We start from the raw sequence: 13,039 nt of genomic DNA, 5'->3' as shown, positions 1-13,039 counted from the left end.
TTCAGTCCTCCACCACCCAGGTGTCTTTGGTACCGCCGCCCTGCGACGAGTTGACCACCAGCGAGCCTTCCTGCAACGCCACCCGGGTCAGGCCACCGGGCACCAGGCGTGTTTCACTGCCCGAAAGCACGAACGGGCGCAGGTCGATGTGGCGCGGCGCGATGCCGCTGTCGACGAAGGTCGGGCAGGTCGACAGGCACAACGTGGGTTGAGCGATATAGGCGTGCGGGCGGGCTTTGATACGCGCGCGGAAGTCTTCGATCTGGGCGCTGGTCGAGGCCGGCCCGACCAACATGCCATAGCCGCCGGAGCCCTGGGTTTCCTTGACCACCAGCTCGGGCAGGTGGGCCAGGACATGGGACAGGTCTGCGGGTTTGCGGCACTGCCAGGTTGGCACGTTGTTGAGGATCGGCTCTTCGCTCAGGTAGAAACGGATCATGTCGTCCACATACGGGTAGATCGACTTGTCGTCGGCCACGCCCGTGCCGACGGCGTTGGCTAGCACCACATTGCCGGCGCGGTACACCGAGATAAGCCCCGGTATGCCCAGCGTCGAGTCAGGGTTGAAGGACAGCGGGTCGAGGTAGTCGTCGTCCAGCCGGCGGTAGATCACGTCCACCTGCTGGGGGCCGGCCGTGGTGCGCATGTAGACATGCTCGTCACGCACGAACAGGTCTGCGCCTTCGACCAGCTCGATGCCCATTTCCCGGGCCAGGAAGGCATGCTCGAAGTAGGCGCTGTTGAAACGGCCGGGGGTGAGCAGCACGGCGGTGGGGTTATCCAGCGGGCTGGCGCTCTTGAGCGTGTCCAGCAGCAGGTTGGGGTAATGGTCGATGGGCGCGATACGCTGGGCGGCAAACAGTTCGGGGAACAGGCGCATCATCATCTTGCGGTCTTCGAGCATGTAGCTGACGCCGCTGGGGGTACGCAGGTTGTCTTCCAGCACGAAGTAGCTGCCATCGCCGTCACGCACCAGGTCGACGCCGGCGATATGGGCGTACAGCCCACGGTGCAGGTCCAGGCCCTGCATGGCGATCTGGTAGCCCTCGTTGGCCAGGACCTGCTCAGGCGGGATGATGCCGGCCTTGAGGATGCGCTGGTCGTGGTAGATGTCCTGCAGGAACAGGTTAAGGGCCTGCACCCGTTGGATACAGCCACGCTCGACCGTGCGCCACTCGCTGGCGCGGATGCTGCGCGGGATGATATCGAAGGGGATCAGGCGCTCGGTGTCCTGGCTATCGCCGTACAAAGTGAAGGTGATGCCTGCTCGGTGAAACAGCAGGTCGGCCTCGCGCCGGCGCTGTTCCAGCAGCTCCAGCGGGGTGTTGGCCAGCCAGCGGGCGAACTCCTGGTAATGCGGGCGGCAACTGCCGTTCGCTTCGTACATTTCATTGAAAAAAGCCCGGGACATACCCACTCCTTGCCGCCGTCGCCGGCAGCTTCATTGCGGTTCATCTGCGTATTTCAGGGTGCTGCCTTGCTGGGGTAAGTGGGTGCTGTGTCTGGCGTAAGCCTCGGTTGCGATTGATTGCCTGTGCGTTGGGCACAAACAGCCTTTGCAATGAAAGTGCCGAAAACGCTTGGCAGTGCCGGGGCTGCGGGAAATGCGAGGGGCGTTGCGGGCCGGTGCTGTCGGGGGGGCTTTGGCCGATGCATCAAAAAAGGGCGGTTTTGATCAGGGAGAGGGTTTTGAACCGAGATGGGGCACGGGCCGGTGCCTGGCGGGGAAAAAAGGAAGTGTTCCGGGTGCATGTCTTGGGGTTTATGTGGTGCGTATATCGAGCGCCGCGCGGGCGGCGCTCGATCGCACAGACGCCGAAATCCTTCAGGCGAGCCCCTCAAGGCCCTCAAAGGCAGGCGTACACCACCAGCTCCACGAGCATTTCTTCACGTGCCAACCCCGCCACTACGATTGCCGCGCGGTTAGGGTAGGGGGCCTGGAAGTAGTCGGCATACAGGCTGTTGACGGCGGCCAGGTATTGGCGGTCGGTCACATAGATCAGCACCTGGGTCACAGCATCCAGCGAACTGCCGGCGGCCTCCAGGGTGTGGCGCAGGTTGTCCAGTGTCTGCCGGGCCTGCGCCTCGATGCCGCCTTCAACCACTTGGCCCTGTGCATCGATAGGGATCTGGGCGGTGTACAGCGTACCGTTGCCGACCACTGCCCATTCCAGAGGGGCCCGAGAGGCGAACAGCTCGGTCTTGATCGCATGTTTCATGGGATGGTTTCCTGAGTGGTGAGTCGGTTCAGTCAGCATCGCTGCCGCCGCCTGCGCCGTGGCGGCGCGAGGCATCGGTGCTTTCGACGAGGATGTGTTCGGCCAGCTGCTTGAGCCGTTGCCAGGTGTGTTCGTTGACTGTAAAGCCCTGCTGCAAGGTGCTCTGCGGGTTGGCTGGCGCCGTTGCGGTCTGGCCATGCCGGCTGAACAGTACCCTGATGCCTTGCTCGGCCGTATCAGCTGCGGGCCGGGCTTCACTGAGCAGTGCCGGGCGCTGAATCCCGGCAGTAAAGTCGGCCAGGTAGCACTGACGGGCGTCCTCCCAGCGGGCTTGCACGTGCAGCCCCTGCACAGCTGCCCGGCTCAGGTAACCCAGCAGTAGCAAGCGGTTGTGGCAGTGGTGGATGCGCAGCTCGGCCTGCCCACTGCGCATGGCTTTGGCTACCGCCAGTTCCACCACTGTGGCGGCGCAGCGCAACACGCTCTGGCCTTTGGCGTCGATCACCAGCAGGGCGTCATCTTCGTGGCTCAGGGCGTATAGCTGGGCGGCTTCGGCTTGCAGGTAGAGTAGGGCCTTTTCCAGCGCACCCACGCCATCCAGCCCTTGCAATTGCAGCCAGCCCACCAGCTCGGCGGCATCCTCGCAGTCGCCGGGGGCGAAGCCCATGCCTTCGAAGGCCTTGCGGCACATCACCTGTATTTCGTTAAGGGACACACGCATGGTCAACGCTCCCCTTGCGGCATGACCGCGAAATTCCAGTCGTCTGCGAAAGGCTGGCCGATGTCGCTGACCAGCGGTGCGCCCTGGAACAGCGTGATACGCACCCAGCGGCTGGACTTGGGGTCGAATTTGCCCGCGCCGAAAAACGCCAGTTTGCAGCGCAGCAGGTGAATCGGCAGCATGTCCCGGGCCAGCAGGTTGGCGCGGATTTCACCGTAGGTTGTCTGTGCCATGCCTTGCAGGCGGCGCACCGTGCCCTTGAACGCCGGTTGGGCGATCAGGAAGTGCGCGGTCAACGCCTGGGGCTGTAGCTGCAGGTGTTGCAGCAGTGCGGCGTGGCACTGCTGGATATTACGGGCAATGCCCAGCTGCATTTCTTTTTCGGCCCCCGGTTCCTCGGCGCGCATGCCCAGGCGCGGCTCCTCTTTTTCGGCCGAGCGGTACCAGAAGAAGTGCTCGGCATCCACGGCACTGAAGTCGTACTCCAGCGCCCAGCCGTACTGCTGCTCGATGAGCTGGCGCAGTTGCCCAAGGGGCATCTGCGCGTCCAGCTGCCAGCTTTCGTTGACGCCCATGTGCTCGGCCAGTGGCGTGACCTGCTCGGGGTACAGCTCCAGCAGCAGGCTTGCCAGCAGTTCCTGGCAGCCCACCCCCGCCTGTACCTCAGCCCAGGCCAGCAGGCGCGACCAAAGGCCCGCGTCGGCGGCTTGTGCGCCAAGCCAGGTGGTCAGTAAAGCAAGCTCGGCCAAGGTTTGCAGGTTCTGCTCATGCTGGCGCTGGTCTTCGGTCCGGGACTGTTCCAAATGCAGGCGGGCGCGTGCCAGCAGTGCCTGCAGGCGCACCAACCGGTCAGGGTCGGCCGGCTGCGCCAACACCAGGGCCAGGGCGGTTTCCCGGGTGCTGATCCAGCGTTCCACCAGTTGCGGGTGGTTGATCAGGAACGGGGCCATGCCCAACCCGGTCGCGTTGCCGACCCCCAGGTAGCGCTGCAGGGCCGGCGCCAGTTGCACTGCCCGCTGCGAGTCGAGTGCCTGGGCCATGTGGTTGATCTGCTCGATGCTGAAATGGCGCAGCAGGTAGACCGTGAACATCTGCGCGCTGAACGGCTGGTTGAAGTCCGGGTTGTCCTGCAGGCAGCCAAAGTCGGCGATGCCGAACTTGCCGTTGCCGTACACCGCCGTGGTGCGGTACAGGTAGCCAACTTCAGCCAGTTGCTGCGGGTCGGGCTGGTGACCCTCCGCCAGCGCCGCCAGAAACCGGTCGAAATTGCGCAGGCTGCGGTTGGCCCGTGACAACACGAGCACGCGGGCATCGAAGCGGCCCGCCTCCTGCAGCGGTACGTTACGCTGAAGGTCGGCCAGTTGTGCAGCATCGACATCGCCATTCACCAGCACGAAGGTAACATCCCACTGGTCGGCGATGACCCGGTCGCTGCGCTTTTCCGGCGGCAGGTAGGCTGAGAAGATCACGCAGTGGTAATGGCCATGCGGCGTGTCGATGCGGTAGATCGCGGTGCCGAAGCCTTGGCCGTCCAGGTCGAAGCAGCTGCGCTGGATGTGCCAGTGCTGCTGCATCATCCGCCGCATGCTGCTGCGCACGAAGCTCAGCGGGCTCTGGAAGTGGCTGCCCAGCCGGGCCAGGTCCATGACCTGGCTGGCAGGGCGCATCGCGGGTATTGCAGGCACGGTGTTGGGCATTGTTGTTGTACCTGGATGGATCATGTTCAGACGCCTTGTTCGCGGGCCATGTGCCGGGCGATGCGCACTGCATCCCACAAGGCTGGCAGGATCACCAGCGACACCGGCACCGCGGTAATGACAATAAAGGACTGCAGGGCCGTCACGCCGCCTGCGCCAATGGTGATCAGCACCACCGCTGCCAGGCCCATGCCGATGGCCCAGAAACCGCACAGCCATTTTTTCGGTTTATCGTTGCTGGACATCGCCAGCGCCACGGTGAAGGCCATGGCATCGCCATTGGTGGCCACCGAGATGAAGCTCAGGAACAGGAACAGCGCGCTGATCAGGCCACCCAGTGGCAGGTTCTGGGTCACCCCAAGCAGCAGGTCCTCGGGCTGGGTGCCGTGGGCGGTGACGATGCCTGGCGTTTGCAGCTCCAGGCCGATACCGGTGCCGCCCACCACGGTGAACCAGAACATGGTCACCAGCGGCGCGATGATCGACAGTGTCATGATGATCTCGCGAATGGTTCGGCCCCGCGAGATCTGTGCGACGTACAGTGCCACCATGGGCGCGTAGCCAATAAACCAGCCCCAGTAGAACACCGTCCACCAGTCCAGCCACTTGGGGTCGGCGCGGAACATCGCCATCGGGATAAACTGCTCCACATGCAGGGCAAAGGCCGCCGGGAAGCCGCCGAGGATGAACAGCGTCGGCCCGAAAACCACCATGAACAGCGCCAGGCCGATCATCAGCCAGACGTTGATCTCGCTGACAAAACGGATGCCCTTGAGGCCCACCAGGCACGAGACGGTGTACATGGCCGTGACCAGGACGATGGTCAGCGACTGGGTGACGATATCGTTGGGCAAGCCCCACACCGCATGCATGGCGCTGCTGATCTGCAGGCCGAGGAAGCCGATCGGGCCGATGGTGCCGGCGACCACGGCGATGATCGAGGTGGCGTCGGCCAGGGTGCCGATCGGGCCTTTGAGCGCCCGCTCGCCGAACAGCGGGTAAAGCAGCGTGCGCGGCGCCAGCGGCAGGCCTTTGTCGTAGTGCAGGTGCATCAGCACGATTGCCAGCAAGCTGCCCAGCACGGCCCAGGCCAGAAAGCCCCAGTGCACGAACGATTGCGCCAGTGCCGCGGTGGCCGCCGCTTCGCTGTGCGGTTGCAGGCCGGCGAACAAGGGCGGCGGGCTGGCAAAGTGCATCATGGGTTCGGCAGCGGCCCAAAAGGCGCCGCCACCTGCCAGCAGGGCGCACATGATCACCGCGATCCAGTTGAAGGTGCTGATGTCCGGGCGCTGGGTGACGCCGCCCAGGCGTACGCGCCCGCATCTGGAAAAGCCGATGAACAGGCTGACGGCGAAGGTAGCCAGCATCAGCACTTGCCAGTAGAGGCCAAAGAACCTGGTCGACCAGGCGAACAGGGTATTGACCAGCGCCGACACGCTGTCGATGTCGATCAGTGCCGCCAGCAGGAAGGCGCCGAGGAACCCGCCGCTGATCACGAACAGCGGCCAGTCGATGTCGCGTGCCATTGGCAGGCCCATGGCCTGGCCTTCAGCCTGCAGGGTGGTTGGGTTTTTCATGAAGCCTCCGGAACCTGCGATTGTTGTTATTGTTGATGCTGTCCGTGCAAGGGGCTCAGGCCTGTGCCGTGGTGGCAGTCTCCAGCAGGCGCAACCAGTTCAGGCCCATGATGTTGGCCACATCCTGTTCGGCAAAGCCACGGGCGCGCAGGCCCTGGGCGATGTTGCCGAAGTCACGGCTGTCGCGGAACCACTGCAAGGGCGCTGGCCAGTTGGCGTTATCCTTGGAGCCTTCGCCGTAGTCCTTGTCCTTGCTCCAGCGGCCGTTGCGCATCCATTCCAGCACGGCCAGCGGTTGCGCCTGGCACAGGTCGGTGCCGATGCCGATATGCTCAACGCCCATCAGGTCGGCGGTGCGCGCGACCATGTCGCAGAAGCTTTCCAGGCTGCACTCCGAGGCACCCTTGAGGTGGAACGGGTAGGTGCTGAAGCCCAGCAGCCCGCCGGATTCAGCGATGCCGCGCAGCACCGCATCGGACTTGTTGCGTTTGGCGGCGTGGAAGCTGGCTGGGTTGGCGTGGGAGATGATCACCGGTCGGCTCGACAGCTCGATGGCCTCCAGGGTGCTGCGTTCAGCGCTGTGGGACATGTCGATGAGCATGCCGACGCGGTTCATTTCGGCGATCACCTGGCGGCCAAAGCGGCTGATGCCGTTGTCTTCGCGCTCATAGCAGCCGCTGGCCAGCAGGCTTTGATTGTTGTAGGTCAGTTGCATGACGAACACCCCGAGCTGGCGGAAGACTTCCACCAGGGCGATGTCGTCCTCGATCGGCGAGCAGTTCTGGAAGCCGAAGAAAATCCCCACCCGGCCTTCCTCGTGCGCCAGGCGGATGTCGCTGGCCGAGCGCACCGGGCGGATCAGCTCGGGCCAGGTCTCGAAGCGGCGGTTCCATTCGCCCAGGCGCGACAGGGTTTCGCGGGCGTTCTCGTGGTAGGCGATAGTGGCGTGCACCGCGCTCAGGCCACCGGCCTGCATCTGCTGGAATATTTCCGGGCCCCAGTTGGAGTACTGCAGGCCGTCGATCATCAAGAGGTCGTGCATGGCGTGTACTCCTTCAGGGCCGCAGGTAGGTGGTCTTGACCACGGTGTAGAAGTCACGGGCGGACTGGCCCTGTTCCCGTGGGCCGAAACTTGAGGCTTTGCGGCCACCGAACGGCACGTGGTAATCGGTGCCGGCGGTGGGCAGGTTGACCATTACGCAGCCGGTCTGGGCGCGGCGCTTGAAGTGGCTGGCGTGGCGCAGCGACTGGGTGATGATGCCGGCGGTAAGGCCGTACTCGGTGTCGTTGAGCGTGGCCAGTGCCTCTTCGAAGTCGCGTACGCGGATCACGCAGGCGATGGGCCCGAACACTTCCTCGCGGTTGATGCGCATGTCGTTGCGGCTGTTGATGAACAGCGCCGGGCGCATGTAGTAGCCGTCGCTCTCCAGTTGCAGGCGTTCGCCACCTTCGATAAGGGTTGCGCCTTCGGCCTGGGCCAACTGCAGGTAGGCGAGGTTCTGTTCCAGCTGGCGCGCGTCGGCCACCGGGCCGATCTGCACGCCGGCCTCCAGGGCATGGCCGACCTTGAGCTGGCGCATGCGCAGCCGCAGGGCCTCGACGAAGCGGTCGTGGATGGCGTCGCAGACAATCAGCCGTGACGAGGCCGTGCATTTCTGCCCGGTGCCGAAGAAGGCGCCGTTGAGCGCGCATTCCACGGCGAGGTCCAGGTCGGCGTCATCCATGACCACCAAGGCATTCTTGCTGCCCATTTCCAGCTGGCAGCGCACCAGGTTACCTGCGGTGGCGACCGCCACGCGCCGGCCAGTCTGCAGCGAACCGGTGAACGTCAGGGCATCGATGTCGGCAGACTGCACCAGGGCTTCGCCGACGTCGGCGCCGCTGCCCATCACCAGGTTGAAGGTGCCGTTGGGCAAGCCCTGGCGGCTGATGATCTCGGTGAGTGCCCAGGCACTGGCCGGCACCAGGTTGGCCGGCTTGAACACCACGGCGTTGCCGAAGGCCAGGGCCGGGGCGATTTTCCAGGCGGCGGTGGCCATGGGGAAGTTCCATGGGGTGATGATGCCCACCACACCCACCGGTTCGCGGTGCACTTCGATGTCGACCCCGGCGCGCACCGAGGCGGTGGTCTCGCCCATCTGGCGCAGTACTTCGGCGGCGTAGTAATGGAAGAACTGGCCGCTGCGGTTGACCTCGCCGATGCCTTCGGCCAGGGGCTTGCCTTCTTCTCGCGAGAGCAGTTCGCCGAGCTCATCCTTGCGGGCAATCAGTTCGTCGCCAATGGCCATCAGGATTTGCTGACGGGCTTCCAGGCCGCTGGCGGCCCACTGCGGTTGTGCGGCGCGGGCGGCCTGGATGGCCTGGCGGGCCTGTTCGGTGCTGGCCTGATGGTACTGGCCGATCAGGTCGCCGGTGTCCGAGGGGCTGTAGTTGCCCAGGGTGGTGTGGCCTTCGCACCACTGGCCATCAATGTAGTTGTTGTAGGTCTTGTGTGACATGGATGAACGCCTCTGTTTGCATGGCATTCATCATGCGAGCAATATGCAGCAAATAAAAATTAATAAAAAAAATGCTTTGATAAGGAATGCTAACCATGTTGCCCGAGCTGAAGATCGCCCAGTTGCGCTACTTCGTACTGGTCGCCGAACTCAAGAGCTTCCACGCCGCCGCCCGCCAGGCCTTTCGCACCCAGCCGGCGATATCCCTTGCCGTGCGCGAACTGGAGCAGAAGCTGGGCCAGGCATTGGTCGAGAAGGGCGGGGGGCGGGCAGAGCTGACGCCCTTCGGCGAGCATTGCCTGCCGTTGTTTCGCGGCTTGATCGAGCACCATGACCGTATCGCCCGTGAAGCCACGCTGCTTGCCCGGCATGAAATCGGACAGGTCAGCATTGCAACCGTGCCTTCTGTGGCCAGCCGCATGCTGCCAGGGCCGCTGGCCCGCTTTGTGGCCGCGCACCCCAACGTGCAAGTCAGCATCCAGGATGGCACCGCCGAACGTGTGCAGCAGTTGCTGGCACAAGGGCAGGTGGACTTCGGCATCAGCAGCCTGTGGATGGACGATGAGCAGCTTGAATTCGCCTCGATCGTGAACGATCAGGTGGGCGTGGTGTGCCGTAGCGACCACCCATTGGCGCAGGCGGGTGATCCGCTGCACTGGGCGCAGTTGCAGGGCCTGCCGATGATCCGCAATGGCACCTCGCAACTGCTGGCAGGCACCGAGGCCGAGGGTTTGCTGACGCACAGCCGGCTGTTCATCTCCAACATGATTTCGTTGATCGCCATGCTGGAGGAGGGGGTGGGGATCAGCACCTTGCCGTATCTCGCCTTTCCGCAGGAGAACGACAAGCTGGCGTTCGTACCCCTTGTGGAGCCCAAGGTAGAGCGGCATATCGGCATGCTCACCCGCAAGGGGCGCAGCTTGTCACCTGCGGCGGGGGCATTGATGGCGTTTCTGCAGGTGCAACTGGCCCAAGCCGGCTGAGCCTGCGGCTCATGGCACCAATTTCGCTCTGAAAAAGGAGGGAATTAAAAGTTGGCATGGAAATCTCATGTACAGCGCTTGGCATACGATTTTCGTAACCTTGCGCTCACCTCCATGGACAAAAACAAAAGGGGGCTTACATGAGTTGTCTGATTTGCGCGGGACAGGCGCAATCCGTCGAGTGCACCCAGGGATGGGAAGAGCGGCATTGTTCCCAGTGTGGATGTTACCGAATGTCACAAGCGCTCATCCTGGTGATGATGGAAGAGGGGCAGATTTTCGACACGGCGCGCATGCGGGAATGGCTGGCGGCTCGGCGTGTGCTGGTGCCCGTTCCTTCCATCGACCATACCCAGGCGATATTGGCGCGGTGAACACACCTTGTGGCGGGCATGGTGTACCTGGCCTGGTGGACTGCGGCATCATAGCGTGCCCGGCCATCAGCGCACCCAGGAGACCACGATGATCAACACTGGCGATCTACTGCCCGACGTTACGCTGTACGAGTACAACAATGACGAGGGCGCCTGCGCGATCGGCCCCAATGCCTTTTCCATTCACGAGCGCTGCAAGCAGAAAAAAGTGGTTGTGTTCGGTTTGCCCGGCGCGTTCACGCCTACCTGCTCCGAACGCCACGTCCCGGGTTATGTCGCTGAGGCACAAGCGTTGTTCGCCGCGGGCGTTGACGAGATTCTCTGCGTGTCCGTGAACGATGCCTTTGTCATGAATGCCTGGGGCAACAGCCTGCAGGTGGGCGAAGCGGTGAGGATGATCGGCGATGGTAACGGCGAATTCAGCGACGCACTGGGGCTGATTCAGGACCTGTCGGCGCGTGGGTTGGGGCGCCGTTCGCTGCGTTACGCCATGGTGGTCGACAACCTGGTTGTCAAACACATTGCTGTCGAAGCGCCTGGCAAGTTCGAGGTCAGTGATGCGGCGAGCGTGCTGGCCACGTTGCGTCACGTGTAGCCGCCAGGCCTTTCAGTCAGGGCCTGTCAGGGTCGCCAAAGCCTATTTCAAACCGACCCGATAACAACAAGGGAAAAGACGGTTGAAACTGCATCAACTCAAGGCGCTGGTCGCCATCCACAACGCAGGCAGCATCCTTGAAGCTTCCAAGCTCATGCACATTACCCAGCCTGCGCTGAGCCGTTCGATCAAGGACCTGGAACGGGAGGTCGGTTTCAGCCTGTTGCAGCGGTCCCACAAAGGCATGGCCCTTACCGAGGAAGGCAAGCGCGTCATCCGCCACGCCAACCTCGTGGTGGAGAGCATCCGTCGCCTGCAGATCGAAGCGGCGAGCATTCAGGATGCCGCGCTGGGCGCGGTGTCGATCGGGGTCACATCGCTGACGGCGATGCTCGATGGTGTCGATGAGAGCATCCTGGCGTTCCGCCGCAAGTACCCGCGGGTGAAGATCACCATCACCGACTTGCGCCCCAGCCAGATCCTGCAACGCCTGCGCGACGGCAGCCTGGACTTTGCCATTACCTCGCAGCAACCGCTGAGCCGGCTGAGCCTGGACTGGGAGGCGCTGGGCAGTATCAAGGGCAGGGTGATCTGTCACGCGTCGAACGCGCAAAAGTTTGCCAAATCACTGCGCACCTTGCAGTACGGCCACTGGATCAGCCTGGACGAATTGTCGGACCAGGCTTCGCAGTTCCACCAGCTGTTCGAGGTCAACGGCCTTCAGGTACCGCAGAACACCGTTGAATGCACCTCGGTGATGATGGCGCTCAAGCTGCTGAAGAACACCGAATCGTTGATGACCATCAGCGAGCTGGCGGTGGACCGGGGGTTCACCTTTGGCGTGGATTGCGAGTACGTGGCCATGGCCGTGCAGGAGCTGATTCCGGACTACCCCATCAACCTGGTCTGTATCGACCGCCACAGCCTTACGGCGCCTGCCCAGGAGCTGTTCCACAGCTTGCGCGGGCAGGTACTGAGGCAAACACGCCCAGTGGCGTCAGAAGTGGTAGTACATGCCTAGCGACACGTTGCCAGGGTTGTCGCCAACCTGATCCACCGGAGTGCCGGCGTAGGTGACTGACGACGCACGCTGGTTGGCAATCAGGCCGAGCCGTCCGTAGACGGCCCAGCGTGGGTTGATGAAATGGTCATAGCCGATCATCACCCCTGCTGCGTCCTTGTCGCGGGCGGTGACCTCGCGTTGCATCACGGCCAGGCGCAGCACATCCCGCTCGCCGACTGGCGCCATCACCCCGAAGGTGTACAGCGTGGTACTGGGCGTGCCGGCCTGGTCTACGTCCTGGCGTTGCCAGGTCAGGCTGGTGGCCAGTGGGCCGAAATCGTAGAACGCCGACACGCTTTTGTAGTAGTTGGCGGTCTGACGTGAAGTGCCAGCGTCGTCCCAAGGGTCGCTGTAATACAGGTTGTAGGAGGCCAGCAGCATCACCCGGCTGTTGCGGTATTGCAGCCTGGCGCCGCCGCCACGCACGGTGCGCCCCTGGCTGGCGGCATCGTCGAAGCCGAAGCTTAGCGCGGTGCCGATGCTGAAGCCGTTCAGGTTCGGGCTGGTGTAGGCCAGGGTGTGCTTGGGGCGCAGGTCCAGGTAAAAAGCGCCCGTGCCGGCGGCCGGCAGGGCCAGGTAGGTGTAGGGTGAGCCGTAGGTGGCCAGGAACGGGTCAGCGTAGGTGGGCGTGCCCATGCTGTAGGTCTTGCCGAACTCAAGCTTGCCCACGGTGCGCGAGCGCAGGGCGACGGTTGCCAAGCGCAGGGTACCAATGGTGTCCCAGGTGCCCTCCAGGGCTTTGCCATTCACGTTGAAACCTTCCTCGACGTCCAGCTCCAGCACGGTGTCGGGGTTCAGCCCCTTGCGGGCATATAGCCCGACCTTGTTGGTCCAGGCGCCGCCGCCGGCCAGGCGAAAGCCCGAGTGGTGCTGCGAGTCGTGATAGCTGGCGAATGCATCCACGGTGCCGTAGACCTTGAGCTTGTCATCGAAACCGTTATCCACCCCGTAATAACCAAAGCCCGGCGCAATCCGGCCGAGCGTCGGAAAGCCCTCGGCCTGTGCCTGCGCGGCAAGGCACGCCCCTTGGATCATCAGCAGCAACGACGTAGTGCGAGTGTTCATTCACGACTCCAGGCCAGCACAGTGATGTGGTGGCTGTAGCGTCGGTGAACAGCGCGTTGCAGCGTGATTGCTTATTCGGCCATGTCATGCCGTTTGGTTAATCAAGGCCCTGCGGGGCGTTACGGGTGGCGAGAAGGTCTGCGCTAGACAGGCTTCGAACACGCGCGAGGCCGCGCTTGCTGCCGGGTTGAGTGAGCACTAAAGGGGCAGCGCGCAGAGGCAAGGCAATCTGTGCGCCAGTTCAGGG

Annotated in this window: 12 protein-coding genes; 4 read left to right on the top strand and 8 right to left on the bottom strand. The window is 63.4% G+C overall.

Going from position 1 to position 13,039, the window contains the following annotated elements:
- Position 1: 1 nt before the first annotated feature.
- The 7 genes from ABI582_RS00690 to ABI582_RS00660 form a co-directional block, all read right to left on the bottom strand.
- A complete protein-coding gene (locus tag ABI582_RS00690) occupies positions 2-1,411 on the bottom strand; it encodes a circularly permuted type 2 ATP-grasp protein (RefSeq protein WP_028613670.1) in 1,410 nt (469 codons plus the stop codon).
- Between the two features lie 436 nt (positions 1,412-1,847).
- On the bottom strand, positions 1,848-2,219 hold the full coding sequence (locus ABI582_RS00685; protein WP_442118067.1) for a RidA family protein: 372 nt from the start codon (positions 2,217-2,219) through the stop codon (positions 1,848-1,850).
- Positions 2,220-2,247: 28 nt separating this feature from the next.
- On the bottom strand, positions 2,248-2,940 hold the full coding sequence (locus ABI582_RS00680; RefSeq protein WP_442118066.1) for a DUF3726 domain-containing protein: 693 nt from the start codon (positions 2,938-2,940) through the stop codon (positions 2,248-2,250).
- Between the two features lie 2 nt (positions 2,941-2,942).
- Positions 2,943-4,637 carry a hypothetical protein gene (locus ABI582_RS00675; RefSeq protein ID WP_442118065.1) on the bottom strand — a complete coding sequence of 565 codons (1,695 nt, stop codon included), beginning with the start codon at positions 4,635-4,637 and terminating at the stop codon, positions 2,943-2,945.
- Positions 4,638-4,663: 26 nt separating this feature from the next.
- The gene (locus tag ABI582_RS00670) at positions 4,664-6,214 is read right to left on the bottom strand and encodes a BCCT family transporter (RefSeq protein ID WP_442118064.1); all 1,551 of its coding nucleotides are present in this window, start codon (positions 6,212-6,214) and stop codon (positions 4,664-4,666) included.
- Positions 6,215-6,269: 55 nt separating this feature from the next.
- Positions 6,270-7,256, bottom strand: coding sequence for a dipeptidase (locus ABI582_RS00665; RefSeq protein WP_442118063.1), 987 nt, complete (start codon positions 7,254-7,256; stop codon positions 6,270-6,272).
- Positions 7,257-7,269: 13 nt separating this feature from the next.
- Entirely contained in the window at positions 7,270-8,712 is a 1,443-nt protein-coding gene (locus ABI582_RS00660; protein WP_442118062.1) for an aldehyde dehydrogenase family protein, read from the bottom strand.
- Positions 8,713-8,807: 95 nt separating this feature from the next.
- Between ABI582_RS00660 and ABI582_RS00655 the strand changes: the two genes are divergently transcribed.
- The 4 genes from ABI582_RS00655 (at position 8,808) to ABI582_RS00640 (ending at position 11,685) form a co-directional block, all read left to right on the top strand.
- Positions 8,808-9,695, top strand: a complete 888-nt coding sequence (locus tag ABI582_RS00655; RefSeq protein ID WP_442118061.1) for a LysR substrate-binding domain-containing protein — start codon at positions 8,808-8,810, stop codon at positions 9,693-9,695.
- A gap of 233 nt (positions 9,696-9,928) precedes the next feature.
- Entirely contained in the window at positions 9,929-10,069 is a 141-nt protein-coding gene (locus tag ABI582_RS00650; protein ID WP_016486219.1) for a hypothetical protein, read from the top strand.
- Positions 10,070-10,157: 88 nt separating this feature from the next.
- Positions 10,158-10,664 carry a peroxiredoxin gene (locus tag ABI582_RS00645; RefSeq protein ID WP_338747129.1) on the top strand — a complete coding sequence of 169 codons (507 nt, stop codon included), beginning with the start codon at positions 10,158-10,160 and terminating at the stop codon, positions 10,662-10,664.
- An 82-nt stretch (positions 10,665-10,746) separates the two neighbouring features.
- The gene (locus ABI582_RS00640; protein ID WP_442118060.1) at positions 10,747-11,685 is read left to right on the top strand and encodes a LysR family transcriptional regulator; all 939 of its coding nucleotides are present in this window, start codon (positions 10,747-10,749) and stop codon (positions 11,683-11,685) included.
- On the opposite strand, the gene ABI582_RS00635 is transcribed toward ABI582_RS00640, so the two are convergent.
- Positions 11,662-12,792 (bottom strand): porin, encoded by a 1,131-nt coding sequence (locus ABI582_RS00635; RefSeq protein WP_442118059.1) that lies wholly within the window; start codon positions 12,790-12,792, stop codon positions 11,662-11,664. The genes ABI582_RS00640 and ABI582_RS00635 overlap by 24 nt on opposite strands.
- Between the last annotated feature and the right edge of the window lie 247 nt (positions 12,793-13,039).

The organism is Pseudomonas sp. SAS7, assembly GCF_052112345.1.
Lineage (GTDB): Bacteria > Pseudomonadota > Gammaproteobacteria > Pseudomonadales > Pseudomonadaceae > Aquipseudomonas > Aquipseudomonas putida_Q.
Note: the sequence above shows the minus strand (reverse complement) of the source record. Positions and strands in the feature narration are given on the sequence as shown.

Excerpts from the sequence above, each read along its gene's own strand:
- ABI582_RS00690 (WP_028613670.1), bottom strand. The coding sequence starts at position 1,411 with ATGTCCCGGGCTTTTTTCAATGAAATGTACGAAGCGAACGGCAGTTGC.
- ABI582_RS00685 (WP_442118067.1), bottom strand. The coding sequence starts at position 2,219 with ATGAAACATGCGATCAAGACCGAGCTGTTCGCCTCTCGGGCCCCTCTG.
- ABI582_RS00680 (WP_442118066.1), bottom strand. The coding sequence starts at position 2,940 with ATGCGTGTGTCCCTTAACGAAATACAGGTGATGTGCCGCAAGGCCTTC.
- ABI582_RS00675 (WP_442118065.1), bottom strand. The coding sequence starts at position 4,637 with ATGCCCAACACCGTGCCTGCAATACCCGCGATGCGCCCTGCCAGCCAG.
- ABI582_RS00670 (WP_442118064.1), bottom strand. The coding sequence starts at position 6,214 with ATGAAAAACCCAACCACCCTGCAGGCTGAAGGCCAGGCCATGGGCCTG.
- ABI582_RS00665 (WP_442118063.1), bottom strand. The coding sequence starts at position 7,256 with ATGCACGACCTCTTGATGATCGACGGCCTGCAGTACTCCAACTGGGGC.
- ABI582_RS00660 (WP_442118062.1), bottom strand. The coding sequence starts at position 8,712 with ATGTCACACAAGACCTACAACAACTACATTGATGGCCAGTGGTGCGAA.
- ABI582_RS00655 (WP_442118061.1), top strand. The coding sequence starts at position 8,808 with ATGTTGCCCGAGCTGAAGATCGCCCAGTTGCGCTACTTCGTACTGGTC.
- ABI582_RS00650 (WP_016486219.1), top strand. The coding sequence starts at position 9,929 with ATGTCACAAGCGCTCATCCTGGTGATGATGGAAGAGGGGCAGATTTTC.
- ABI582_RS00645 (WP_338747129.1), top strand. The coding sequence starts at position 10,158 with ATGATCAACACTGGCGATCTACTGCCCGACGTTACGCTGTACGAGTAC.
- ABI582_RS00635 (WP_442118059.1), bottom strand. The coding sequence starts at position 12,792 with ATGAACACTCGCACTACGTCGTTGCTGCTGATGATCCAAGGGGCGTGC.